Genomic DNA, 24,455 nt, shown 5'->3' with positions numbered 1-24,455 from the left:
TTCTTCGCTACGGCGATGTTGTCCTTAAAACTAGCAACAGGATTGAGGAGTACAAATGAAATCGAACCGCCAGGCACGTCATATTCTTGGACTGGATCATAAAATTTCTAACCAGCGCAAAATAGTTACCGAAGGTGACAAATCCAGCGTGGTAAATAACCCAACCGGCAGAAAACGCCCCGCTGAAAAGTAATCCTTAACAATCAGTCCTCAATGACGATTAAACACCATTGCCTGCGCAATGGTGTTTTTGTTTTTATCTGCTTTATACTTGGGGGCGACGCCCTGGCGGTAAAGCAAAGACGATAAAAGCACCCCAGGGATGGATATTCAAAAAAGAGTGAGTGACATGGAACCAAAAACAAAAAAACAGCGTTCGCTTTATATTCCTTACGCTGGCCCTGTACTGCTGGAATTTCCGTTGTTGAATAAAGGCAGCGCCTTCAGCATGGAAGAACGCCGTAACTTCAACCTGCTGGGGTTACTGCCGGAGGTGGTCGAAACCATCGAAGAACAAGCGGAACGAGCATGGATCCAGTATCAGGGATTCAAAACCGAAATCGACAAACACATCTACCTGCGTAACATCCAGGACACTAACGAAACCCTCTTCTACCGTCTGGTAAACAATCATCTTGATGAGATGATGCCTGTTATTTATACCCCAACCGTCGGCGCAGCCTGTGAGCGTTTTTCTGAGATCTACCGCCGTTCACGCGGCGTGTTTATCTCTTACCAGAACCGGCACAATATGGACGATATTCTGCAAAACGTGCCGAACCATAATATTAAAGTGATTGTGGTGACGGATGGCGAACGTATCCTGGGTCTTGGTGACCAGGGCATCGGCGGGATGGGTATTCCGATCGGTAAACTGTCGCTCTATACCGCCTGTGGCGGCATCAGCCCGGCGTATACCCTTCCGGTGGTGCTAGACGTCGGCACCAACAACCAGCAACTGCTTAACGACCCGTTGTATATGGGCTGGCGTAATCCGCGCATCACTGACGATGAATACTATGAATTCGTTGACGAATTTATCCAGGCAGTGAAGCAACGCTGGCCGAACGTGTTGCTGCAGTTTGAAGACTTTGCACAAAAAAATGCGATGCCGTTGCTTAACCGCTATCGCCATGAAATTTGTTCTTTTAACGATGACATTCAGGGCACCGCAGCGGTAACGGTCGGCACACTGATCGCAGCCAGCCGCGCAGCAGGTGGTCAGTTAAGCGAGAAAAAGATTGTCTTCCTCGGCGCCGGTTCAGCGGGATGCGGCATTGCCGAAATGATTATCGCCCAGACCCAGCGCGAAGGATTAAGCGAAGAAGCGGCGCGACAGAAAGTGTTTATGGTCGATCGCTTTGGTCTGCTCACCGACAAGATGCCAAACCTACTGCCTTTCCAGACCAAACTGGTGCAGAAACGCGAAAATCTTAGTGACTGGGATACCGACAGCGATGTGCTGTCACTGCTGGATGTGGTGCGCAATGTAAAACCAGATATTCTGATTGGCGTCTCAGGACAGACCGGGCTGTTTACGGAAGAGATCATCCGTGAGATGCATAAACACTGTCCGCGTCCGATCGTGATGCCGCTGTCTAACCCGACGTCACGCGTGGAAGCCACACCGCAGGACATTATCGCCTGGACCGAAGGTAACGCGCTGGTCGCCACTGGCAGCCCGTTTAATCCAGTGGTATGGAAAGATAAAATCTACCCTATCGCCCAGTGTAACAACGCCTTTATTTTCCCGGGCATTGGGCTGGGTGTTATTGCTTCCGGCGCGTCACGTATCACCGATGAGATGCTGATGTCGGCAAGTGAAACGCTTGCTCAGTATTCGCCGCTGGTCCTGAACGGCGAAGGTCTGGTACTACCGGAACTAAAAGATATTCAGAAAGTCTCCCGCGCAATTGCGTTTGCGGTTGGCAAAATGGCGCAGCAGCAAGGCGTGGCGGTGAAAACGTCTGCCGAAGCTTTGCAACAAGCCATTGACGATAATTTCTGGCAAGCCGAATACCGCGACTACCGCCGTACCTCCATCTAAGCCTGCGCCCGGTAGTGAAGGCTACCGGGCAATTTTCCTCTCCCTTTTTCAGATCTCATCCATACTGGGTGGTGGCGAATAAATCTCATTTGCCTCACCTGCTATGCAGAACATCATCCGAAAAGGAGGAACTATGAAGGCTGCAGTTGTTACGAAGGATCATCATGTTGACGTTACGGATAAAACACTGCGCTCACTGAAACATGGCGAAGCCCTGCTGAAAATGGAGTGTTGTGGTGTATGTCATACCGATCTTCATGTTAAGAATGGCGATTTTGGTGACAAAACCGGCGTAATTCTGGGCCATGAAGGCATCGGTGTGGTAGCAGAAGTTGGCCCAGGTGTCACCTCATTAAAACCAGGCGATCGTGCCAGCGTAGCGTGGTTTTACGAAGGATGCGGTCATTGCGAATACTGTAACAGTGGTAACGAAACGCTCTGCCGTTCAGTTAAAAATGCCGGATACAGCGTTGATGGCGGGATGGCGGAAGAGTGCATCGTGGTCGCCGATTACGCGGTAAAAGTGCCAGATGGCCTGGATTCGGCGGCGGCCAGCAGCATTACCTGTGCGGGGGTCACCACCTACAAAGCGGTTAAACTGTCAAAAATTCGTCCCGGTCAGTGGATTGCTATCTACGGTCTTGGCGGTCTGGGTAACCTCGCCCTGCAATACGCGAAGAATGTCTTTAACGCCAAAGTGATCGCCATTGATGTCAATGATGAGCAGTTAAAACTGGCGACTGAAATGGGGGCAGATTTAGCGATTAACTCACGCACCGAAGACGCCGCCAAAATTGTGCAGGAGAAAACCGGTGGCGCTCACGCTGCGGTGGTAACAGCAGTAGCTAAAGCTGCGTTTAACTCGGCAGTTGATGCTGTCCGTGCAGGCGGTCGTGTTGTGGCTGTCGGTCTGCCGCCGGAGTCTATGAGCCTGGATATCCCACGTCTTGTGCTGGATGGTATTGAAGTGGTCGGTTCGCTGGTCGGCACGCGCCAGGATTTAACTGAAGCCTTCCAGTTTGCCGCCGAAGGCAAAGTGGTGCCGAAAGTCGCCCTGCGTCCGTTAGCGGACATCAACACCATCTTTACCGAGATGGAAGAAGGCAAAATCCGTGGCCGTATGGTGATTGATTTCCGCCGCTAAGAGACCATTGCTGCGACTGCCAGTCCTGGTGTCGCAGCCTGTTTTGCGAGACGCTTTCCGCTATTTAACTCTTCTTCTTTTCCTCCCTCATCTTTCCCCTCACAATTCGCGAAAACGTAGCGAAATTTGTTGCGCCGCACGGAACAATAGTGATAGTGTTCCTTTCGAAGGAACAAGGATGAAGAGATGATAATGAATTTCAGACACAAGGGATTGCGTGACTTGTTTCTTCTTGGCAAAACCTCCGGCGTTATACCGACGCAAGTCAAAAGATTACGCCACCGACTCGCTGTAATTGATGCAGCAAGCTGTCTTGCTGATATCGATATGCCAGGTTACCGACTACACCCGTTAAGCGGCGATCGCGATGGAATTTGGGCAATCTCTGTCTCGGGCAACTGGCGGATAACGTTTGAGTTCGTCAATGGCGATGCATACATACTGGATTACGAGGACTATCACTGATGAAAATGGCCAATCATCCCCGTCCGGGGGACATCATTCAGGAATCACTGGACGAGCTGAACGTCAGCCTGCGCGAATTTGCCAGAGCAATGGAAATTGCGCCCTCAACGGCAAGCCGATTGCTGACCGGAAAAGCGGCTTTGACGCCAGAAATGGCGATTAAACTTTCCGTGGTGATCGGCAGTTCGCCGCAAATGTGGTTGAATCTGCAAAACGCGTGGAGTCTGGCAGAGGCTGAAAAAACGGTGGATGTGTCGCGACTACGCCGTCTGGTTACGCAATAAAAAAATGGCGCCTTTTACAGCGCCATTTTCAGCTTAAAGTTCAAAAGAGATTATATCCCTTCTTCACTCTCTTTTTTTGCTTCTGCCTTCTCGATTTCACGATACCAGCGCGGATGGTGTTTCTTCGCCCAGCGACGGCTCACCTTCCCTTCGATCATCCCTTTAATCGACCCTTTCACCCAGAATGCCATATACATATGGATCAGGATGGCGTGGATCAGGATGATACCCGCTGCCGCGTGGATCAGCAGGCTATAACGGACAACCTGCATCGGGAAGTACTGCGCAAAGTACGGACGCCAGATGATCACCCCGGTCACCAGCAGCACGAAAATCATGCTCATGATTGACCAGAACATCATCTTCTGTCCGGCGTTGTACTTACCAACATCCGCCACTTTGTGCTCATTGCCTTTCAATACTTCGACAATGTTCAACAGCCACGGAATATCTTTCTTATCCGGGATGTTGTGATGCACAAAGCGGAAGAACATAAACATCAGCGCGACGAAAATCGCAATGCCGAAGAACGGGTGCAAAATGCGTCCCATCTGCGGCGTACCGAAGGTTTGCGTCAGCCATTGCAGCGTCGGGAAGAAGAACGAAATCCCGGACAGCGCCACCAGGAAGAAGCAAATCACCACGGTCCAGTGACAGGCGCGATCAATAAACTTTGTGCGCACAATCATTTTCGACTTACTCATGATGATCCTCCTCGTCATCGTCCACTTCCTTATTCGGGCCAATACCGATGTAGTGGAAAATCAACCCGGCAAAAGTGGCGATAAAGCCAGCCGCTGCCAGCGGTTTCAACGCGCCTTTCCACAAGCTCACCGAGGTATCGATCTTCGGATCTTTCGGCAGACCGTGATACAGCTCCGGCTGATCGGCGTGATGCAACACGTACATGACGTGCGTACCACCGACACCTTCCGGGTTGTAGACGCCAGCATGTTCGTAACCACGCGCTTTCAGTTTCGCCACGCGCTGTTCCGCCAGCTCCAGCATCTCCTTCTTGGTGCCGAAATGGATAGCCCCGGTCGGACAGGTTTTCACACAAGCCGGTTCCTGGCCGACGCTGACGCGATCGACGCAGAGCGTGCATTTATATACCCGGTTATCCTCTTTGTTGAGGCGCGGAATATTAAACGGACACCCGGCAATGCAGTAACCACAGCCGATGCAGTTTTCCGACTGGAAATCGACAATCCCGTTAGCGTACTGAATGATTGCACCAGCAGACGGGCACGCCTTCAGGCAGCCCGGATCTTCACAGTGCATACAGCCATCTTTACGGATCAGCCACTCCAGCTTGCCGTTCTGTTCGGTTTCGCTAAAGCGCATCACCGTCCAGGACTTGGCGCTCAGATCGGCGGGGTTATCATAAACCCCGACGCAGTGCCCCACTTCATCACGGATGTCGTTCCACTCCGAACACGCCACCTGACAGGCTTTACAGCCGATACAGGTGGAAACGTCGATAAGTTTCGCGACTTCTGCTTTGTAATCACGCACCTGAGAAGGCGGCGTGATGGAGTTAGTTGCGGACCTTTTGATAATGTCCTGCGTTTCCATAGCCATCTGTTCGCCCCCTTACGCCTTCTCGATGTTTACTAAGAACGCTTTATATTCCGGCGTTTGCGAGTTTGCATCACCGACATTTGGCGTCAGAGTGTTAGCGATATAACCTTTACGCGCGACACCCTCAAAGCCCCAGTGGATTGGAATACCCACCGTTTCAACCTGCTGACCGTTTACATTCAGCGGTTTCAGACGGCGCGTTACCACAGCCACCGCGCGGATAAAGCCACGCTTGCTGGAGACAGTGACACGGTCACCATTGGCAATGCCTTTCGCCGCCGCCAGCGTTTCGCTGATCTCCACAAACTGTTCCGGCTGGGCGATTGCGTTGAGCAATGCGTGCTTGGTCCAGGTGTGGAAGTGCTCGGTCAGACGATAGGTCGTACCCACATACGGGAACTGCTCTTTTTTACCCATCCGCAGCGCGTCTTGTTCATACAGACGAACCACCGGGTTAGACACCACGTTCGGATGCAGCGGGTTAGTTCCCAGCGGCGTTTCAATTGGCTCGTAGTGTTCCGGGAACGGACCTTCCGCCATTTTGTTAATGGCAAACAGGCGTCCCATCCCTTCCGGCTGCATGATAAACGGCCCGGTTGGCGTACCCGGCGCGGCATTGCCGAAGTCAGGAATATCGTTACCCGTCCACTTGCTGCCGTTCCACTGGATCAGCATTCGTTTCGGATCCCACGGTTTACCGTTGATATCCGCTGAAGCACGGTTGTACAGCACGCGACGGTTGAGCGGCCACGCCCAGGCCCATCCCAGCGTGTTCCCCAGACCGGACGGGTCGGAGTTATCACGGTTGGCCATCTGGTTGCCCTGCTCTGTCCAGCTACCGGTGTAGATCCAGCAAGAAGATGCGGTTGTACCGTCATCACGCAGATGCGCAAAGCTACTCAGCAACTGACCTTTCTTCGCAATCAGCACGCCATTAGCGTCATAGAGATCTTCCAGCGCATAGCCGTTGTTCTCTTTTGCCACTTCGTCAGACTGCGGCTCGTGCGGTTGCTTGTAGTTCCAGCTCATTTTCATCAGCGGTTCTACGCCTTTACCACCTTCAGCTTTGTACAGCTCGCGCAGGTGATGGTAGATACCCGCCAGAATTTCGCCGTCGTTACGCGCTTCGCCTGGTGCGTCCTGGCCTTTCCAGTGCCACTGCAACCAGCGTCCGGAGTTGGCGATAGAACCATCTTCTTCAGCAAAGCAGGTCGAAGGCAGGCGGAATACTTCAGTCTGGATAGACGCCGGATCGACATCGTTCGACTCGCCGTGGTTCTGCCAGAAAGTAGACGTTTCAGTCACCAGCGGATCGATAACCACCATGTACTTCAGCTTACTCAGGCAGCTAACCACTTTGTTTTTGTCCGGGAAGGACGCAACCGGGTTAAAGCCCTGGCAGAAATAACCGCTGACCTTGCCTTCGTCCATCATGTTGAAATACTTGATGACGTCGTAGGTCTGGTCCCACTTCGGCAGCCAGTCGTAGCCCCAGTTGTTCTCTTTCTGCGCGGCATCGCCGTAGAAAGATTTCATCAGGCTAACGAAGAACTTCGGATAGTTGCTCCAGTAGTTCACCTGATCCGCCAGCGTCGCTTTCGGCGTGTTCGCTTCCAGATAAGACTGCAAATCAACCTGTTTTTCTGACGGCAGCGTCAGATAACCCGGCAGGCTGGTAGAGAGCAGACCTAAGTCGGTCAGACCCTGAATGTTGGAGTGACCACGCAGTGCGTTCACGCCGCCGCCGGCCATACCCATGTTGCCGAGCAGCAACTGGATCATCGCCATAGTACGGATGTTCTGCGCACCGACGGTGTGCTGCGTCCAGCCCAGCGCGTACAGGAAGGTGGTTGTGCGATCCGGCGCGCTGGTGGAGGCCAGCACTTCACACACTTTCAGGAAGTCGGCTTTTGGCGTACCGCAGATGTTTTCCACGACGTCCGGCGTATAGCGGGAAACGTGCTCTTTTAGCAGGTTCCACACACAGCGCGGATGAGTCAGCGTGTCATCGCGTTTCGCATAGCCGTTTTCATCGAACTGATAGTTCCAGGACGACTTATCGTACTGGCGTTTTTCAGCGTCATAACCGCTGAACAGGCCGTCTTCGAAAGTAAAATCATCACGCACCAGCAGGCTGGCGTTGGTGTAATGCTTAACGTATTCGGCGTTGATTTTGTTGTTTTCGATCAGGTAGCGCAAAACGCCAGACAGGAACGTAATGTCCGTACCGGAACGAATAGGTGCGTAAATATCCGCCACAGAAGCGGTACGCGTAAAACGGGGATCGACAACGATCAAGGTTGCATCGTTGTTGTTTTTCGCTTCCATCGCCCAGCGGAAACCGACGGGATGCGCTTCAGCAGCGTTACCGCCCATCACCATTACGACGTTAGCGTTTTTGATATCCACCCAGTGGTTGGTCATCGCACCGCGACCAAATGTTGGAGCAAGACTTGCTACCGTTGGTCCGTGTCAGACGCGCGCCTGGTTGTCTACCGCCAGCATCCCGAGGGAGCGGGCAAATTTCTGGGTCAGCATCCCGGTTTCGTTGCTGGCACCGGAAGCACACAGCATACCGGTAGAAAGCCAACGGTTTACCGTTACGCCCTGCTCGTTCTTTTCAATAAAGTTGGCGTCACGGTCAGCTTTCATCAGCTTCGCAATACGGGAGAATGCTTCTTCCCAGCTAATGCGCTGCCATTTGTCAGAACCAGGCGCACGATATTCCGGGTAACGCAGACGGTTTTCGCTGTTGACGTAATCCAGCAAACCGGCCCCTTTCGGGCACAGCGCACCACGACTTACCGGATGATCCGGGTCACCTTCAATGTGATAAATCGCTTCTCTGGCGTTTTTCGCGCCATCACCCAGGCTATACATCAATAGCCCGCAACCTACGGAACAGTATGTGCAGGTGTTACGGATCTCTTTAGCGCGTAATAATTTGTAGTTTCGCGCCTGAGCCAGTGCTTGCTTCGGGGCAAAGCCCAATGCCGCTACTGTTGTTCCCGCCATACCGCCCGCGCAGATTTTAAAAAATTGTCTGCGACTGACGTCCATTGCTTTCCTCTTTTTTCAGGGGTATTACTGCGCGAGGAAACTAACAGTAAAATTCTGAATCTTTTTGCGCGAAATCAAAAAGAACACGTGTTTGCCACAAAATAATCCGCCTGCGCAAATTGACCTACCTCAATGGCGGTAGAAAAACACACCACTGCCTGACAGGCCGGTTAAAAAAATGCTATAAATTTCAGCTTAATTTTTAACGGCAAGAGAGACTAAACAACGCGCATGACACGACAAAAAGCAACGCTCATAGGGCTAATCGCGATCGTCCTGTGGAGCACCATGGTAGGATTGATTCGCGGTGTCAGCGAGGGGCTCGGCCCGGTCGGTGGTGCGGCGGCGATCTATTCATTAAGCGGGCTGCTGTTAATCTTCACCGTTGGATTCCCGCGTATCCGGCAGATCCCGAAAGGCTATTTACTTGCTGGCAGCGTATTGTTCGTGAGTTATGAAATCTGCCTCGCGCTTTCCTTAGGTTATGCTGCTACCCGCCATCAGGCGATAGAAGTAGGTATGGTGAACTATTTATGGCCCAGCCTGACGATACTATTCGCCATTCTTTTTAATGGTCAGAAAACAAACTGGCTGATTATTCCCGGATTGCTTTTAGCTTTGATGGGTGTCTGTTGGGTATTAGGCGGCGACAACGGGCTACAATATGATGAAATCATCAATAATATTACCACCAGTCCATTAAGTTATTTTTTGGCGTTTATTGGTGCGTTTATCTGGGCAGCTTATTGCACAGTCACGAATAAATATGCCCGTGGATTTAACGGCATTACTGTTTTCGTTCTTCTGACGGGGGCAAGTCTATGGATTTACTATTTTATAACGCCACAACCAGAGATGGTTTTTAGCTTTCCTGTCATCGTTAAACTCATATCTGCGGCATTTACTTTAGGATTTGCTTACGCCGCCTGGAATGTCGGTATTTTACATGGCAACGTAACGATTATGGCGGTTGGTTCTTATTTTACGCCTGTACTTTCTTCTGCTCTGGCTGCCGTGCTACTCAACGCACCGCTATCGTTCTCATTCTGGCAAGGCGCACTCATGGTCTGTGGCGGCTCTCTGCTCTGTTGGCTGGCGACACGTCACCGATAAGTTTCATGCTGCAACAAAGTTCGTTCAGGGTATGCGGATTGAAATATTAGTGAAGGCAATGATATATCTTTGTTACATTCAGTAACACATAACCCTTCAGATAATCCGCATTCTCACCGCGCGGCTGCGCTTTCTTATCTATTCTTTCAGTCAGTATCTCACCTGATTCTCTTAATTATAAAAGTGGGTCATCGCGCCCAACGTCCTGTCTTTCTTTTTTTCATTACCAACGTGTGCATGTGAGGAAGAATATGGCACTGCAAAATGAGAAAAGTAATCGTTATCTTTTGCGCGACTGGAAGCCAGAAAATCCGGCCTTCTGGGAAAATAAAGGAAAACATATAGCACGAAGAAATCTCTGGATATCAGTCAGTTGTTTACTTCTTGCATTCTGTGTCTGGATGTTATTTAGCGCAGTCACCGTTAATCTCAATAAAATTGGCTTTAATTTTACGACCGATCAGCTTTTTTTATTAACCGCATTACCCTCCGTTTCTGGCGCATTATTACGTGTCCCCTACTCCTTTATGGTGCCTATATTTGGTGGGCGTCGCTGGACTGTTTTTAGTACCGCGATCCTGATTATTCCCTGCGTCTGGCTCGGTATTGCCGTACAAAATCCCCATACTCCTTTTGGAATATTTATTGTTATTGCCTTGCTGTGTGGTTTCGCTGGCGCGAATTTTGCTTCCAGTATGGGCAATATCAGTTTTTTCTTCCCGAAAGCAAAACAAGGTAGCGCATTAGGGATTAATGGCGGATTAGGCAATTTAGGCGTCAGCGTGATGCAACTGGTTGCGCCACTGGTGATTTTTGTTCCGGTATTTGCCTTTCTCGGTGTTAATGGCGTACCACAGGCCGATGGCTCAGTGATGTCGCTGGCGAACGCCGCATGGATTTGGGTGCCACTGCTGGCAATTGCCACTATCGCCGCCTGGTTTGGGATGAACGATATCGCCAGTTCACGCGCGTCAATTGCCGACCAGTTGCCCGTTTTACAACGTCTGCATCTCTGGCTGTTGAGTCTGCTCTATCTCGCCACCTTCGGTTCGTTTATCGGTTTTTCCGCTGGTTTTGCCATGCTGGCGAAAACTCAGTTCCCGGATGTGAATATACTGCAACTGGCGTTCTTTGGGCCGTTTATCGGCGCGATTGCCCGGTCAGTTGGCGGTGCTATCTCCGATAAATTTGGCGGCGTGCGGGTGACGCTTATCAACTTTATTTTTATGGCGCTTTTCAGTGCCCTGTTGTTCCTCACTCTGCCTGGTACAGGTTCCGGCAATTTCATCGCATTTTTCGTCGTGTTTATGGGGTTGTTCCTGACAGCGGGTCTGGGTAGTGGCTCCACCTTCCAGATGATTGCTGTCATCTTCCGCCAGATAACCATTTATCGCGTCAAGATGAAAGGTGGCAGCGATGATGAAGCGCAGCGAGAAGCGATCACCGAAACGGCGGCGGCGCTGGGCTTTATCTCAGCCATTGGCGCAGTTGGCGGCTTTTTTATTCCGCAGGCGTTTGGCATGTCGCTGAATATGACAGGCTCTCCGGTGGGCGCGATGAAAGTGTTTTTAATCTTTTACATCATCTGTGTACTGCTGACCTGGCTGGTCTATGGTCGGCGGAAGTTTAGCCAAAAATAAGAGATCGATGCCTGATGCGACGTGTCGCACCCGTAGGTCGGATAAGGCGTTTATGCCGCATCTGACAAGGCATCAGATCCCAAATCATTCCTGGAGCAGGAGTCATGTCATGAGTAAACTTTTGGATCGCTTTCGCTACTTCAAACAAAAGGGCGAAACTTTTGCCGATGGTCACGGACAGGTGATGCATAGCAACCGCGACTGGGAGGACAGCTATCGCCAGCGTTGGCAGTTCGACAAAATCGTGCGTTCCACCCACGGCGTTAACTGTACCGGCTCCTGTAGCTGGAAAATCTACGTTAAAAATGGCCTGGTGACCTGGGAAATTCAGCAGACCGACTACCCACGCACTCGCCCTGACCTGCCCAATCATGAACCACGCGGCTGCCCGCGTGGCGCAAGTTACTCCTGGTATCTCTACAGTGCCAACCGCCTGAAATACCCGCTAATTCGTAAACGGCTGATTGAACTGTGGCGCGAAGCACTTAAACAACACAGCGATCCGGTACTGGCGTGGGCATCAATTATGAATGACCCGCAAAAGTGCCTGAGCTACAAGCAGGTACGCGGACGCGGTGGGTTTATCCGCTCCAACTGGCAGGAACTGAATCAACTGATTGCTGCCGCTAATGTCTGGACCATCAAAACTTACGGCCCTGATCGCGTTGCTGGTTTCTCGCCGATCCCGGCGATGTCGATGGTCTCTTACGCCGCCGGAACACGCTATCTGTCACTGCTAGGCGGCACCTGCTTAAGTTTCTATGACTGGTATTGCGACCTGCCGCCCGCCTCGCCGATGACCTGGGGCGAACAAACCGACGTACCGGAATCCGCCGACTGGTATAACTCCAGCTACATCATCGCATGGGGGTCTAACGTACCGCAGACGCGCACGCCAGACGCCCACTTCTTTACCGAAGTGCGCTACAAAGGCACCAAAACTATCGCCATTACCCCGGACTACTCGGAAGTAGCAAAACTGTGCGACCAGTGGCTGGCGCCAAAGCAAGGCACCGATAGCGCGCTGGCAATGGCGATGGGCCATGTGATCTTAAAAGAGTTCCACCTCGATAACCCCAGCGACTACTTTATCAACTACTGCCGCCGCTACAGCGATATGCCGATGCTGGTAATGCTGGAACCGCGCGACGATGGCAGCTACGTTCCGGGACGCATGATCCGCGCGTCTGACCTGGTGGATGGACTGGGTGAAAGCAACAATCCGCAGTGGAAAACCGTGGCGTTTAATATCGCTGGAGAACTGGTGGTGCCGAACGGTTCGATCGGTTTTCGCTGGGGAGAGAAAGGCAAATGGAATCTGGAATCCATTGCCGCAGGTTCAGAAACCGAATTGTCGTTAACCCTGCTCGGTCAACACGACGCTGTTGCTGGCGTGGCTTTTCCCTACTTTGGCGGCATTGAAAACCCGCATTTTCGCAGCGTAAAACACGATCCGATTCTGGTACGCCAGCTTCCGGTGAAAAATCTGACGCTCTCCGATGGCAGTGTCTGTCCGGTGGTCAGCGTTTATGATCTGGTGCTAGCAAATTACGGTCTTGATCGCGGGCTGGAAGACGAAAACAGCGCGAAAGATTACGCTGAAATCAAAGCCTACACGCCGGCATGGGGCGAGCAAATTACCGGCGTGCCGCGCCAGTATATTGAAACCATCGCCCGTGAATTTGCCGATACCGCCCATAAAACCCACGGACGTTCGATGATTATCCTCGGTGCTGGTGTTAACCACTGGTATCACATGGATATGAACTATCGGGGAATGATCAATATGTTGATCTTCTGCGGTTGTGTTGGGCAAAGCGGCGGGGGCTGGGCACACTATGTCGGTCAGGAAAAACTGCGTCCGCAAACCGGTTGGTTACCACTGGCCTTTGCGCTTGACTGGAACCGCCCACCGCGCCAGATGAACAGCACCTCATTTTTTTACAATCACTCAAGCCAGTGGCGCTATGAAAAAGTCACCGCTCAGGAATTGCTCTCACCGCTCGCCGATGCCAGTAAATACAGCGGTCATCTGATTGATTTCAACGTTCGCGCCGAACGCATGGGCTGGCTACCTTCTGCGCCGCAGTTGGGGCGTAATCCGCTCACGTTGAAAGCTGAAGCCGACAAGGCCGGATTATCACCCACTGAATTTACCGCTCAGGCGCTGAAATCGGGTGATTTGCGTATGGCCTGCGAGCAGCCAGATAACGGCAGCAATCATCCGCGTAACCTGTTTGTCTGGCGTTCTAACCTGCTTGGCTCCTCCGGCAAAGGCCATGAGTATATGCAGAAATATCTGCTGGGTACGGAAAGCGGTATTCAGGGGGAAGAACTTGGGCTGACGGAGGGAATTCAACCGGAAGAAGTCGAGTGGCAAACCGCCGCGATAGAGGGCAAGCTCGACCTGCTGGTGACGCTCGACTTCCGCATGTCCAGCACTTGTTTATTCTCCGATATCGTCCTGCCTACCGCGACCTGGTACGAAAAAGACGATATGAATACCTCGGATATGCATCCGTTTATTCATCCACTTTCAGCGGCGGTCGATCCGGCGTGGGAGTCACGCAGCGACTGGGAAATCTACAAAGGTATCGCCAAAGCATTCTCGCAAGTCTGCGTGGGACATCTTGGCAAAGAAACAGATATTGTACTGCAACCGTTATTGCACGACTCTCCGGCAGAACTCTCCCAACCGTGTGAAGTGCTCGACTGGCGCAAAGGCGAATGCGACCTAATCCCAGGTAAGACCGCGCCGAATATTGTGGCGGTGGAGCGCGACTACCCTGCTACCTATGAACGTTTTACCTCGCTGGGGCCGTTGATGGACAAACTTGGCAACGGCGGTAAAGGGATTTCGTGGAATACCCAGGATGAAATCGATTTCCTCGGCAAACTCAATTACACCAAACGCGATGGCCCGGCACAGGGGCGTCCGCTGATTGACACCGCCATTGATGCATCAGAGGTCATTCTGGCGCTGGCACCGGAAACCAACGGCCATGTAGCGGTAAAAGCCTGGCAGGCTCTGGGCGAGATCACCGGGCGCGAACATACTCATCTGGCGCTACACAAAGAGGATGAGAAGATTCGCTTTCGCGATATTCAGGCGCAACCACGTAAAATCATTTCCAGCCCCACCTGGTCCGGTCTGGAAAGCGATCACGTCTCCTATAACGCGGGATACACCAACGTTCACGAGTTAATTCCGTGGCGCACGCTGTCGGGACGCCAGCAGCTCTATCAGGATCATCCCTGGATGCGCGCCTTTGGTGAAAGCCTGGTGGCTTATCGCCCGCCTATCGACACCCGCAGTGTCAGTGACATGCGTCAGATCCCGCCAAACGGCTTCCCGGAAAAAGCACTTAACTTCCTGACGCCGCACCAGAAATGGGGCATTCACTCTACCTACAGTGAAAACCTGCTAATGCTGACGCTCTCGCGCGGCGGGCCGATTGTCTGGATCAGCGAAACCGATGCCCGCGAACTGACCATTGTTGATAACGACTGGGTGGAAGTGTTTAACGCCAACGGTGCGCTGACAGCTCGTGCGGTAGTCAGCCAGCGCGTGCCACCGGGCATGACCATGATGTATCACGCTCAGGAACGCATTATGAATATCCCCGGTTCAGAAGTGACCGGAATGCGCGGCGGTATTCACAACTCAGTCACCCGCGTTTGCCCGAAGCCGACGCATATGATTGGCGGTTACGCGCAACTGGCCTGGGGCTTTAACTACTACGGCACCGTCGGCTCGAACCGCGATGAGTTCATCATGATCCGTAAGATGAAAAACGTTAACTGGCTGGATGATGAAGGTCGCGATCAGGTACAGGAGGCGGAAAAATGAAAATACGTTCGCAAGTCGGCATGGTGCTTAACCTCGATAAATGTATCGGCTGCCACACCTGTTCGGTGACCTGTAAAAACGTCTGGACCGGGCGCGAAGGCATGGAGTACGCATGGTTTAACAACGTCGAAACCAAACCGGGCATTGGTTATCCGAAAAACTGGGAAGATCAGGAAGAATGGCAAGGCGGCTGGGTACGTGATGTGAATGGCAAGATCCGCCCGCGCCTGGGCAGCAAGATGGGCGTAATAACTAAAATCTTCGCCAACCCGGTGATACCGCAGATTGACGACTACTACGAACCTTTCACCTTCGACTACGAACATTTGCATAGCGCGCCGGAAGGTAAACACATTCCCACTGCCCGCCCACGTTCGCTGATTGACGGCAAACGGATGGACAAAGTGATCTGGGGGCCAAACTGGGAAGAATTGCTGGGCGGCGAGTTTGAAAAACGCGCCCGCGACCGCAACTTCGAAGCCATGCAAAAGGAGATGTACGGTCAGTTTGAAAACACTTTCATGATGTACCTGCCGCGCCTTTGCGAACACTGCCTCAACCCCAGCTGCGTGGCGACCTGCCCCAGCGGCGCTATCTACAAACGCGAAGAAGACGGCATTGTGCTGATCGATCAGGATAAATGTCGTGGCTGGCGCTTGTGCATTAGCGGTTGTCCGTACAAAAAAATCTACTTCAACTGGAAAAGCGGCAAGTCGGAAAAATGCATCTTCTGTTATCCGCGAATTGAGTCCGGTCAGCCCACGGTCTGCTCCGAAACCTGCGTGGGGCGCATTCGTTATCTTGGTGTACTGCTCTACGACGCCGACCGCATCGAGGAAGCAGCGAGCACCGAGCGCGAAGTTGATCTCTATGAACGCCAGTGCGAAGTGTTCCTCGATCCGCACGATCCATCAGTGATCGAAGAAGCCCTGAAACAAGGTATCCCGCAAAACGTGATTGAGGCAGCCCAGCGTTCACCGGTTTACAAAATGGCAATGGACTGGAAACTGGCGCTACCGTTGCACCCGGAATATCGCACCCTGCCGATGGTCTGGTACGTGCCGCCGCTGTCGCCGATTCAGTCTTACGCCGACGCGGGCGGACTGCCCAAAAGCGAAGGCGTACTTCCCGCCATCGAAAGCCTGCGTATTCCGGTGCAATACCTCGCCAATATGTTGAGTGCGGGCGATACCGGCCCTGTACTGCGGGCGCTGAAACGGATGATGGCAATGCGCCACTATATGCGTTCGCAAACCGTAGAAGGTGTAACTGATACCCGCGCGATCGACGAAGTCGGGTTGAGCGTCGCCCAGGTGGAAGATATGTATCGCTATCTCGCTATCGCCAACTATGAAGATCGGTTTGTCATTCCGACCAGTCATCGGGAAATGGCGGGCGACGCCTTCGGTGAACGCAACGGCTGCGGCTTTACTTTTGGCGACGGTTGCCACGGCTCTGATACTAAATTCAACCTGTTCAACAGTAGCCGGATCGATGCTATCGACATTACCGAAGTACGCAATAAAGCGGAGGGGGAATAATGCAAATCCTCAAAGTGATTGGCCTGTTGATGGAGTATCCGGACGAGCTGCTATGGGAGAACAAAGACGACGCGCTGGCGCTGATTCGCCACGACGCGCCGATGCTCACCGATTTCACCTGCGACCTGCTTAATGCGCCGCTGCTGGATAAACAGGCTGAATGGTGTGAAGTGTTTGACCGTGGACGTACCACTTCGCTGCTGCTATTTGAACATGTTCATGCCGAGTCACGCGATCGCGGTCAGGCAATGGTGGATCTGCTGGCGGAGTATGAAAAAGTCGGCCTGCAACTAAATTGTCGCGAGTTGCCTGATTATCTGCCTTTGTATCTGGAGTATTTAAGTGTGCTACCCGACAACCAGGCTAAAGAAGGTTTGCTCAACGTTGCGCCAATCCTCGCCCTGCTCGGCGGGCGCTTAAAACAACGTGAGGCGCCGTGGTATCCGTTGTTTGACGCCCTGCTGCATCTGGCGGGAAGTACACTCTCAAGTGACAGTGTCACAAAACAGATACGCAGCGAGGAGCGCGACGACACCCGTCAGGCACTGGATGCGGTGTGGGAAGAGGAACAGGTGAAGTTTATTGAAGATAACGCCACGGCGTGTGACAGCTCGCCGCTTAATCAATATCAGCGACGCTTTAGTCAGGATGTCGCACCGCAGTATGTGGACATCAGTGCGGGAGGTGGGAAATGATTCAGTATCTGAACGTCTTTTTTTACGATATCTACCCGTACTTGTGTGGCACGGTTTTTATCCTCGGAAGCTGGTTGCGCTACGATTACGGGCAGTACACCTGGCGTGCCTCCTCAAGCCAGATGTTGGATAAACGCGGAATGGTGCTGTGGTCGAACTTGTTCCATATCGGTATTCTGGGGATCTTCTTCGGTCATCTGTTCGGCATGTTAACGCCGCACTGGATGTACGCGTGGTTCCTTCCGGTGGCGGTAAAACAGCAGATGGCGATGATCCTCGGCGGTATTTGCGGGGTGTTGACGCTGATTGGCGGTGCGGGGCTGCTGGTGCGTCGTTTAACAAATCCGCGTATCAGGGCGACGTCTTCTGGTGCGGATATCCTGATCCTCGCCATTTTGTTAATTCAGTGCATTCTTGGGTTAACCACCATTCCCTTTTCAGCACAACATCCGGACGGCAGTGAAATGATGAAGCTGGTGGGATGGGCGCAAAGCATCGTCACTTTCCAGGGCGGCGCATCGACGCATCTTGATGGCGTAGCTTATATCTTCCGCGTTCATCTGGTGTTGGGAATGACCATCTTCCTGCTCTTCCCGTTCACCCGACTGGTGCATGTATGGAGCGCACCGTTTGAGTACTTTACCCGCAGGTATCAGATTGTGCGCTCACGGCGATAATTCTCATGCCGGCCGGATAGCCTTTCGCTCTCCGGCCGATTGCAGGCTATGATAGTTCTCCAGCCACAGGAGAACAGTAATGAAACCGCAGATTTACCACGTCGATGCTTTTACCTCTCAACCGTTTCGCGGCAATTCTGCCGGTGTTGTATTCCCTGCCGATAATCTTAGCGAAGCGCAAATGCAACTTATCGCCCGCGAGTTAGGCCATTCGGAAACGGCTTTTCTGCTGCGCAGTGACGACAGCGATGTACACATTCGCTACTTTACGCCAATGGTTGAAGTGCCAATTTGCGGTCACGCGACGGTAGCAGCGCACTATGTACGTTCAAAGGTATTGGGTTTGGGAAATTGCACCGTCTGGCAAACATCGTTGGCGGGAAAGCACCGTGTCACTATCGAAAAACAAAACGGTGATTATCGTATTTCTCTGGAGCAAGGCACGCCGGGCTTTGAACCGCCGCTGGAAGGTGGAGCTCGCGCGGCAATTATCAACGCGCTTCATCTCACTGAGGACGATATTCTGCCAGGCTTGCCAATTCAGGTGGCAACAACAGGACACTCAAAAGTGATGATCCCGTTGAAACCAGAAGTGGATATCGATGCCCTTTCGCCTGACCTTGCTGCGCTGACCGCTATCAGTAAACAGATTGGCTGCAATGGTTTCTTCCCCTTCCAGATCCGCCCAGGCAAAAATGAAACCGATGGTCGCATGTTCTCGCCTGCGATTGGTATTGTGGAAGATCCGGTGACCGGCAATGCCAATGGCCCAATGGGCGCATGGTTAGTGCATCACAACGTATTGCCCCACGATGGCAACGTGTTGCGTGTTAAAGGCCATCAGGGACGAGCTCTGGGGCGTGACGGCGTGATTGATGTGACAGTGACTATTCGGGACAACCAACCGGAGAAAGTCACCATTTCTGGCACAGCGGTGATTTTGTTTCATGCCGAATGGGCCATTGATCTCTGAAACCGTTGCCGGTCCCAATTGCCTGATGCGCTTCGCTTATCAGACCTACAAGCGTGAATCTGTTGGCTAATTTAGGCCGGATAAGGCGTTTACGCCGCATCCGGCACAAACTATTTCCCTGCCTCCGGATGTGTGTCGAACGCTGCCATCACCAGTGCCAGTTCATCCACGGTAAACCCATGTTTCGCATCATCCACGCCCAGCCCAAATTGTTCCTGCATCACGGCATATAACGACGCCACATCCGATAGATTCCGCTGATCCACCGCGTGCCCATTTTCATAATGGGTGAAATGGAAATTGGTCAGCGTCAGCTTGCCACCGTCCGGCAAATGGCGGCACATCAACAGATGATGGCGAAAATGCGACTGCGGCCAGTGCGCCGACCAGAAATTGCCCATCACATAATCACTTTGTTGCTGCTCGCAGAGATCAAAACGGTACATCGACTGCCAGTGCTGATGATGATTAAACTGCAAAACCCAGTTATCACCCTCCTGCAACAACCGATACTCTCCGTGTGGCGTGGTTTGTGCGATATCCGGCACTAAACGGATTGGCGCGGTCAGCGTCTGACCACCAAAACCGACGTCGGCAATCCATTGTTCACCCTCCAGTTCTACTAACAACAGACGGTGCGTGCGCGGCGGCAACGATGGTGGGTTAGATAACACCACGCGACCTAACAAACTGCGAACGTTAAATCCCAGCTCACGTAACACTCGCGCAAACACACCATTCTGCTCAAAACAGTAACCGCCACGTCGCGCAGTCACCAGCTTCTCTTCAAGCGATTGATCATCAAGCTGGATTTCTCTCGGCAGCAAAACGTCGAGATTTTCAAATGGAATAGTGCAATTGTGTTTCAGGTGTAATGCTCGTAGCGTATCGATATTGACCGCAGCAGCACCCGTCCAGCGAATACGGGCAAAATAGTGATTCAGAATGGGCGTCATCAGGCGTTTCCCTTAGTGGTTTTCTCAATTTATAACCTGGAATGGACGCCACACCGGCTATTTTGTGCGATCGCGGACAAGCATCACGTTCGCAAATCGCCAATCCCGTTAATTTCGTTACTTATTGCGTTACGAGCTACGCTTTTAAAACCACTTTCTTAGCGAGGCGATACCGTGAGCCAATTTATTCCCGTTGAGTTGCATCATGCCAGCCGTCTGTTAAACCACGGCCCTACCGTCCTGATCACCAGTTTCGATGAGCAATCCCAGCGACGTAACATTATGGCTGCGGCCTGGTCGATGCCCGTGGAGTTCGAACCACCACGCGTGGCAATTGTGGTCGATAAATCGACATGGTCACGGGAGTTGATTGAACGTAGTGGCATGTTTGGCATTGTGATCCCAGGCGTCGCAGCAACAAACTGGACGTGGGCAGTGGGCAGCATTTCTGGGCGTGATGAAGATAAGTTTAACTGTTATGGCATTCCGGTTGTGAAAGGTCCGGTGCTTGGCTTGCCGGTGGTCGAAAAGAAATGTCTGGCATGGATGGAGTGCCGCTTGCTTCCCGCGACTTCTGCGCAAGAAAAATACGACACGCTGTTTGGCGAAGTGGTATCAGCAGCGGCAGACGCTCGTGTTTTTGTCGAAGGCCGCTGGCAATTTGATGACGATAAACTCAATACGCTACATCATTTAGGCGCTGGCACCTTTGTTACCAGCGGCAAGCGTGTTACGGCTGGTTAAGCAATTACATGCTGTAACCGGGTTTCTTTATCAAAGTCTCCATTTGGGGCGCGATTTCGGCGTCCCAGACAGCTTGCCACGATTCCGGTTGTATCTGGTGTAGGGCAATGCTTATCGAACTTTCTTTACTGTTCAGATGGCGAATAATTACGTCGGTAATCTCCGCCGCCAGTGCCGTTTTTTGTTGTTCATCCAGTTCACGGGGAAAACATTTAATGTCTATGTGTGGCATTGTTGTGCTCCTTTTTAAAGACTGCCAGCAAAATTAGCACAAGCCGAAAACGTCATGTGTTATTTGATGCGAAATGATGTGCGATATATACGCCGTCACTTTAATAACGTACATATACTATTAGCTTCCGCGCCAATACGCACCCGTCCTGTAACATACAGAATCTATTCTTTATTTCTTATCATATTAAGAAAATTCACGACATCCAGCTTGCTGATTTATTAATGCCAGTTATAGTTATTCTTGCCCTCAATCATAATTTTCACTCGTAATATCCTTTCTTTTATAAAGTCCTTCTGGAGACACTTGCGATGCAGCTTAACCATATTGCTAAAAGTCTGCTAGTCATGGGATTATTCATAACAAGTTCACTTCCTCTCATCGCAGCAGAAGCGCCCAAAGAGGCTTCCGCTGCCACCCAACAAGCGAATAACGCACTTTATAGTCAATTGCCGTTTTCCGATAACAGCGATTTTGCTGATGCTCATAAAGGTTTTATTGCTCCTTTACCTCAGGAAGTGATTAAGGGTGAACAAGGGAATGTTATCTGGAACCCACAGCAATATTCTTTTATCAAAGAAGGCGATAAAGCACCTGATACTGTCAATCCAAGTTTATGGCGTCAGGCGCAACTGATAAATATCAGCGGCTTATTTGAAGTGACTGAAGGCGTCTATCAGATTCGCAATCTCGATTTATCAAATATGACCATCATTGAAGGTAAAGAAGGTATTACCGTTGTTGATCCACTGGTTTCAGCAGAAACAGCTAAAGTTGGCATGGATCTTTATTATAAAAATCGCGGTCAAAAACCAGTGGTGGCGGTTATCTACACGCACAGTCATGTCGATCACTACGGCGGCGTTCGCGGTGTGGTTGATGAAGCTGACGTTAAGTCAGGAAAAACAAAAATTTATGCGCCAGCCGGATTTTTAGAAGAAGCTGTTTCAGAAAATATTATGGCTGGCAATGTAATGAGCCGTCGAGCCAGTTATATGTACGGTAATTTGTTGAAACCTGATGCTAAAGGTCAGGTCGGCGCTGGGCTGGGAACAACGACCTCAGCCGGAACGGTTACATTGATTGCCCCTACCAACTACATCACCAAAACCGGACAAAAAGAGACTATCGACGGGCTGACCTATGATTTTTTGATGGCGCCCGGTTCCGAAGCACCTTCCGAAATGCTGTGGTTTATTGAAGAAAAGAAACTGATCGAAACCGCAGAAGATGTCACGCACACCCTCCACAACACCTATTCGCTGCGTGGTGCCAAAATTCGTCAACCTCTCCCGTGGTCTAAATACATCAACGAAGCCCTCAATCTGTGGGGCGATAAAGCGGAGATTATTCTTGCCCAGCATCACTGGCCAACCTGGGGTAACGATAACGTTGTCAAACTGCTAAAAAGCCAACGCGATTTGTACCGTTATATCAACGATCAAACGCTACGCATGGCGAATCAGGGGCTGACTCGTGATGAAATTGCCGCAAACTTCAAATTGCCCTCTTCACTTGCTAACACCTGGGCGAATCGCGGTTATTACGGTTCAGTGAGCCATGATGTGAAAGCAACTTATGTGCTTTATCTTGGCTGGTTTGATGGTAACCCCGCGACTCTTGATGAACTGCCACCAGAAGAAGCCGCTAAAAAATTCGTGGAGTATATGGGCGGTGCTGATGCCATTTTACAAAAAGCCAAACAGGATTATGACCAGGGAAATTTCCGCTGGGTTGCCCAGGTTGTCAGTAAGGTGGTGTTTGCCGATCCAAACAACCAGGCTGCAAGGAATCTGGAAGCCGATGCGCTTGAACAGTTAGGCTACCAGGCCGAATCCGGGCCGTGGCGTAATTTTTATCTCACTGGCGCACAGGAATTACGCAATGGTGTGCAAAAACTGCCTACGCCAAATACAGCCAGTCCTGACACCGTTCGTGCCATGACGCCGGAAATGTTCTTTGATTATCTTGCTGTGCATATAAATGGCGAGAAAGCGGCAGACGCTAAAGCAGTATTGAATTTTGATTTCGGTGAAGATGGCGGCACTTATAAAGTGGAACTGGAAAACGGTGTGCTCAATCACACGGCTGATACGCAAGCCTCTGACGCCGATGCGACTATCACCCTCTCCCGCGATGTCCTGAATAAAATCATCCTGAAGGAAGAGACATTAAAAGAAGCCACGGATAAAGGCGAAGTAAAAATCACTGGAAATGAGGAAAAACTCAACGAACTGTTAGGTTATATGGACAACTTTGAATTCTGGTTCAATATTGTAACGCCATAATTTTCGTGTAAGTCGGGCAGGTTCCCTGCCCTTTTTGGGTTATAAACAAACATGTATTCTGACAAAAGAAAACACCCTCATTATTCATGGAAAAACCGCCAGGATATGGTTATTCGCGGTATGGCGATTAGCCTGCCGTGGTTTGCGTTGATTAACATCAGTTTTTCATCGTTGGTTTTGCTTCGAGGGGTATTGTTTAATGAAGGCACGACTCCATGGTTTAATGAGAAAAATCTTGTACATACGATTGATATTTCATCATTAGGTATTCTGCTAATCAGTGGTCTTTTATTAGTTAGCCCACGCAACAAAGTACAGTATATTCAGCAGTTATTGGTTATTCTAAGCCTACTATGGTCATGGTGTTGTTTTTATTTTATTGCACACTGGACGCTGCCTTTTGCATATCCACTGTGCGTATTACTAATGCTTAGTGCCGTTGTTGCGCTATATTTCCACACCCCATCACTCCTCGCATTTGTCATTCCATTATGGTTTACCATCCCGTTAGCCAGTCTTGTGCTCAATCAGTATGTGAATATTCATTTCGCTGTTATCTGGAGCATTTTTTCACTGGCTCTCTATGGCGGACGTTTTATTTTGTTGCGTTGGTTTGAAGAAGCATGGCAACAAAATAAGTACAACAACCAGTTGATTCATCGCCTCGATGCATTAGCTCATCGCGATCCCTTAACTGGAGTGGCAAACCGACGAGCGTTTGATAGTATTTTACGCGATGCCGTCGAACAAAAGACGTCGTTCGTTTTAATTATGCTGGATGTCGATTTTTTTAAACGCTACAACGACACTTACGGGCACCCTGCTGGCGATCGTTGTCTGATACAAGTTGCCAACGCACTGCAACGTGCAATTCGCCAGCCCGAAGATGTAGTTACGCGCTATGGCGGTGAAGAGTTTGCCATTATTCTTTTCAATGCGGGCTTGCAGGAAGCCGAAGCGATAGCAGCCAGAGTTAAGCAAGAACTTAAACTGGCGGCTATCCCGCATCAGGCATCTGCTGTTAGTGCATTTGTTACGGTTAGTCAGGGGATTGCCTGTTCTGCTCCTGCAAAAACGGCTGAACAAATAGTTGCTGATGCCGATGCCGCGTTATATCGGGCGAAAGAAAATGGGCGAAATCGGTGGGCTAAATAACTCTATCCGC

20 protein-coding genes are annotated in these 24,455 nt (G+C 51.2%); 15 read left to right on the top strand and 5 right to left on the bottom strand.

Going from position 1 to position 24,455, the window contains the following annotated elements:
* The first annotated feature begins 55 nt into the window (after nt 1-55).
* The 5 genes from sra (at nt 56) to A7Z06_RS18890 (ending at nt 3,940) form a co-directional block, all read left to right on the top strand.
* Complete coding sequence (gene sra / locus A7Z06_RS18910; RefSeq protein WP_000841554.1) at nt 56-193, top strand: stationary-phase-induced ribosome-associated protein; 138 nt, start codon at nt 56-58, stop codon at nt 191-193.
* A gap of 156 nt (nt 194-349) precedes the next feature.
* A complete protein-coding gene (gene maeA, locus A7Z06_RS18905) occupies nt 350-2,047 on the top strand; it encodes a malate dehydrogenase (RefSeq protein ID WP_000433478.1) in 1,698 nt (565 codons plus the stop codon).
* 133 nt (nt 2,048-2,180) lie between these two features.
* The gene (gene adhP, locus A7Z06_RS18900) at nt 2,181-3,191 is read left to right on the top strand and encodes an alcohol dehydrogenase AdhP (protein ID WP_000642407.1); all 1,011 of its coding nucleotides are present in this window, start codon (nt 2,181-2,183) and stop codon (nt 3,189-3,191) included.
* Nucleotides 3,192-3,377: 186 nt separating this feature from the next.
* Nucleotides 3,378-3,656 (top strand): type II toxin-antitoxin system RelE/ParE family toxin, encoded by a 279-nt coding sequence (locus A7Z06_RS18895; RefSeq protein ID WP_000605676.1) that lies wholly within the window; start codon nt 3,378-3,380, stop codon nt 3,654-3,656.
* The gene (locus tag A7Z06_RS18890) at nt 3,656-3,940 is read left to right on the top strand and encodes a HigA family addiction module antitoxin (RefSeq protein ID WP_000781370.1); all 285 of its coding nucleotides are present in this window, start codon (nt 3,656-3,658) and stop codon (nt 3,938-3,940) included. The genes A7Z06_RS18895 and A7Z06_RS18890 overlap by 1 nt, the downstream gene beginning before the upstream one ends.
* A gap of 50 nt (nt 3,941-3,990) precedes the next feature.
* Here A7Z06_RS18890 and fdnI read toward each other — a convergent pair whose 3' ends face one another.
* Genes fdnI through fdnG form a run of 3 tightly spaced genes read right to left on the bottom strand, consistent with a single transcriptional unit; the run spans nt 3,991 to nt 8,581 of the window.
* Nucleotides 3,991-4,644 carry a formate dehydrogenase-N subunit gamma gene (gene fdnI / locus A7Z06_RS18885; protein ID WP_000045638.1) on the bottom strand — a complete coding sequence of 218 codons (654 nt, stop codon included), beginning with the start codon at nt 4,642-4,644 and terminating at the stop codon, nt 3,991-3,993.
* Nucleotides 4,637-5,521, bottom strand: coding sequence for a formate dehydrogenase N subunit beta (fdnH, locus tag A7Z06_RS18880; RefSeq protein ID WP_001240582.1), 885 nt, complete (start codon nt 5,519-5,521; stop codon nt 4,637-4,639). The genes fdnI and fdnH overlap by 8 nt, the downstream gene beginning before the upstream one ends.
* 12 nt (nt 5,522-5,533) lie before the next feature.
* Nucleotides 5,534-8,581 carry a formate dehydrogenase-N subunit alpha gene (gene fdnG / locus A7Z06_RS18875; protein ID WP_094184988.1) on the bottom strand — a complete coding sequence of 1,016 codons (3,048 nt, stop codon included), beginning with the start codon at nt 8,579-8,581 and terminating at the stop codon, nt 5,534-5,536.
* A gap of 231 nt (nt 8,582-8,812) precedes the next feature.
* Here fdnG and yddG point away from each other — a divergent pair, with 231 nt between their 5' ends.
* The 7 genes from yddG (at nt 8,813) to A7Z06_RS18835 (ending at nt 19,070) form a co-directional block, all read left to right on the top strand.
* Nucleotides 8,813-9,694 carry an aromatic amino acid efflux DMT transporter YddG gene (gene yddG, locus A7Z06_RS18865; protein ID WP_010347315.1) on the top strand — a complete coding sequence of 294 codons (882 nt, stop codon included), beginning with the start codon at nt 8,813-8,815 and terminating at the stop codon, nt 9,692-9,694.
* 251 nt (nt 9,695-9,945) lie between these two features.
* Nucleotides 9,946-11,334 (top strand): nitrate/nitrite transporter NarU, encoded by a 1,389-nt coding sequence (narU, locus tag A7Z06_RS18860; protein WP_001207929.1) that lies wholly within the window; start codon nt 9,946-9,948, stop codon nt 11,332-11,334.
* 109 nt (nt 11,335-11,443) lie between these two features.
* On the top strand, nt 11,444-15,184 hold the full coding sequence (narZ, locus tag A7Z06_RS18855) for a nitrate reductase Z subunit alpha (RefSeq protein ID WP_105279538.1): 3,741 nt from the start codon (nt 11,444-11,446) through the stop codon (nt 15,182-15,184).
* Nucleotides 15,181-16,725, top strand: a complete 1,545-nt coding sequence (gene narH / locus A7Z06_RS18850; protein ID WP_000702538.1) for a nitrate reductase subunit beta — start codon at nt 15,181-15,183, stop codon at nt 16,723-16,725. The genes narZ and narH overlap by 4 nt, the downstream gene beginning before the upstream one ends.
* Nucleotides 16,725-17,420 carry a nitrate reductase molybdenum cofactor assembly chaperone gene (gene narW / locus A7Z06_RS18845; RefSeq protein WP_001166380.1) on the top strand — a complete coding sequence of 232 codons (696 nt, stop codon included), beginning with the start codon at nt 16,725-16,727 and terminating at the stop codon, nt 17,418-17,420. The genes narH and narW overlap by 1 nt, the downstream gene beginning before the upstream one ends.
* On the top strand, nt 17,417-18,097 hold the full coding sequence (gene narI, locus A7Z06_RS18840; protein WP_000617141.1) for a respiratory nitrate reductase subunit gamma: 681 nt from the start codon (nt 17,417-17,419) through the stop codon (nt 18,095-18,097). The genes narW and narI overlap by 4 nt, the downstream gene beginning before the upstream one ends.
* 79 nt (nt 18,098-18,176) lie before the next feature.
* Nucleotides 18,177-19,070: a PhzF family isomerase gene (locus A7Z06_RS18835; protein WP_000804307.1), complete on the top strand. Its 894-nt coding sequence runs from the start codon at nt 18,177-18,179 to the stop codon at nt 19,068-19,070.
* A gap of 110 nt (nt 19,071-19,180) precedes the next feature.
* Here the strand turns inward: A7Z06_RS18835 and nhoA are convergent, their stop codons facing one another.
* Entirely contained in the window at nt 19,181-20,026 is an 846-nt protein-coding gene (gene nhoA, locus A7Z06_RS18830) for an N-hydroxyarylamine O-acetyltransferase (protein WP_000187935.1), read from the bottom strand.
* A 174-nt stretch (nt 20,027-20,200) separates the two neighbouring features.
* On the opposite strand from nhoA, the gene A7Z06_RS18825 reads away from it, so the two are divergent.
* Nucleotides 20,201-20,770 (top strand): flavin reductase family protein, encoded by a 570-nt coding sequence (locus A7Z06_RS18825; RefSeq protein ID WP_000077277.1) that lies wholly within the window; start codon nt 20,201-20,203, stop codon nt 20,768-20,770.
* Between the two features lie 4 nt (nt 20,771-20,774).
* Here the strand turns inward: A7Z06_RS18825 and pptA are convergent, their stop codons facing one another.
* Nucleotides 20,775-21,002 (bottom strand): tautomerase PptA, encoded by a 228-nt coding sequence (gene pptA, locus A7Z06_RS18820; RefSeq protein WP_001120152.1) that lies wholly within the window; start codon nt 21,000-21,002, stop codon nt 20,775-20,777.
* A gap of 311 nt (nt 21,003-21,313) precedes the next feature.
* Here pptA and A7Z06_RS18815 point away from each other — a divergent pair, with 311 nt between their 5' ends.
* The gene (locus tag A7Z06_RS18815) at nt 21,314-23,290 is read left to right on the top strand and encodes an alkyl/aryl-sulfatase (protein WP_105279537.1); all 1,977 of its coding nucleotides are present in this window, start codon (nt 21,314-21,316) and stop codon (nt 23,288-23,290) included.
* Between the two features lie 105 nt (nt 23,291-23,395).
* Nucleotides 23,396-24,445 carry a GGDEF domain-containing protein gene (locus A7Z06_RS18810; protein ID WP_000236736.1) on the top strand — a complete coding sequence of 350 codons (1,050 nt, stop codon included), beginning with the start codon at nt 23,396-23,398 and terminating at the stop codon, nt 24,443-24,445.
* The last annotated feature ends 10 nt before the right edge of the window (nt 24,446-24,455 follow it).

Origin of the sequence: Escherichia sp. MOD1-EC6819 (assembly GCF_002965765.1) — a bacterium.
GTDB classification, from domain to species: domain Bacteria; phylum Pseudomonadota; class Gammaproteobacteria; order Enterobacterales; family Enterobacteriaceae; genus Escherichia; species Escherichia ruysiae.
Note: the sequence above shows the minus strand (reverse complement) of the source record. Positions and strands in the feature narration are given on the sequence as shown.

Coding starts and splice junctions, on each gene's coding strand:
- sra (WP_000841554.1), top strand. CDS start 56: ATGAAATCGAACCGCCAGGCACGTCATATTCTTGGACTGGATCATAAA.
- maeA (WP_000433478.1), top strand. CDS start 350: ATGGAACCAAAAACAAAAAAACAGCGTTCGCTTTATATTCCTTACGCT.
- adhP (WP_000642407.1), top strand. CDS start 2,181: ATGAAGGCTGCAGTTGTTACGAAGGATCATCATGTTGACGTTACGGAT.
- A7Z06_RS18895 (WP_000605676.1), top strand. CDS start 3,378: ATGATAATGAATTTCAGACACAAGGGATTGCGTGACTTGTTTCTTCTT.
- A7Z06_RS18890 (WP_000781370.1), top strand. CDS start 3,656: ATGAAAATGGCCAATCATCCCCGTCCGGGGGACATCATTCAGGAATCA.
- fdnI (WP_000045638.1), bottom strand. CDS start 4,644: ATGAGTAAGTCGAAAATGATTGTGCGCACAAAGTTTATTGATCGCGCC.
- fdnH (WP_001240582.1), bottom strand. CDS start 5,521: ATGGCTATGGAAACGCAGGACATTATCAAAAGGTCCGCAACTAACTCC.
- yddG (WP_010347315.1), top strand. CDS start 8,813: ATGACACGACAAAAAGCAACGCTCATAGGGCTAATCGCGATCGTCCTG.
- narU (WP_001207929.1), top strand. CDS start 9,946: ATGGCACTGCAAAATGAGAAAAGTAATCGTTATCTTTTGCGCGACTGG.
- narZ (WP_105279538.1), top strand. CDS start 11,444: ATGAGTAAACTTTTGGATCGCTTTCGCTACTTCAAACAAAAGGGCGAA.
- narH (WP_000702538.1), top strand. CDS start 15,181: ATGAAAATACGTTCGCAAGTCGGCATGGTGCTTAACCTCGATAAATGT.
- narW (WP_001166380.1), top strand. CDS start 16,725: ATGCAAATCCTCAAAGTGATTGGCCTGTTGATGGAGTATCCGGACGAG.
- narI (WP_000617141.1), top strand. CDS start 17,417: ATGATTCAGTATCTGAACGTCTTTTTTTACGATATCTACCCGTACTTG.
- A7Z06_RS18835 (WP_000804307.1), top strand. CDS start 18,177: ATGAAACCGCAGATTTACCACGTCGATGCTTTTACCTCTCAACCGTTT.
- nhoA (WP_000187935.1), bottom strand. CDS start 20,026: ATGACGCCCATTCTGAATCACTATTTTGCCCGTATTCGCTGGACGGGT.
- pptA (WP_001120152.1), bottom strand. CDS start 21,002: ATGCCACACATAGACATTAAATGTTTTCCCCGTGAACTGGATGAACAA.
- A7Z06_RS18815 (WP_105279537.1), top strand. CDS start 21,314: ATGCAGCTTAACCATATTGCTAAAAGTCTGCTAGTCATGGGATTATTC.
- A7Z06_RS18810 (WP_000236736.1), top strand. CDS start 23,396: ATGGTTATTCGCGGTATGGCGATTAGCCTGCCGTGGTTTGCGTTGATT.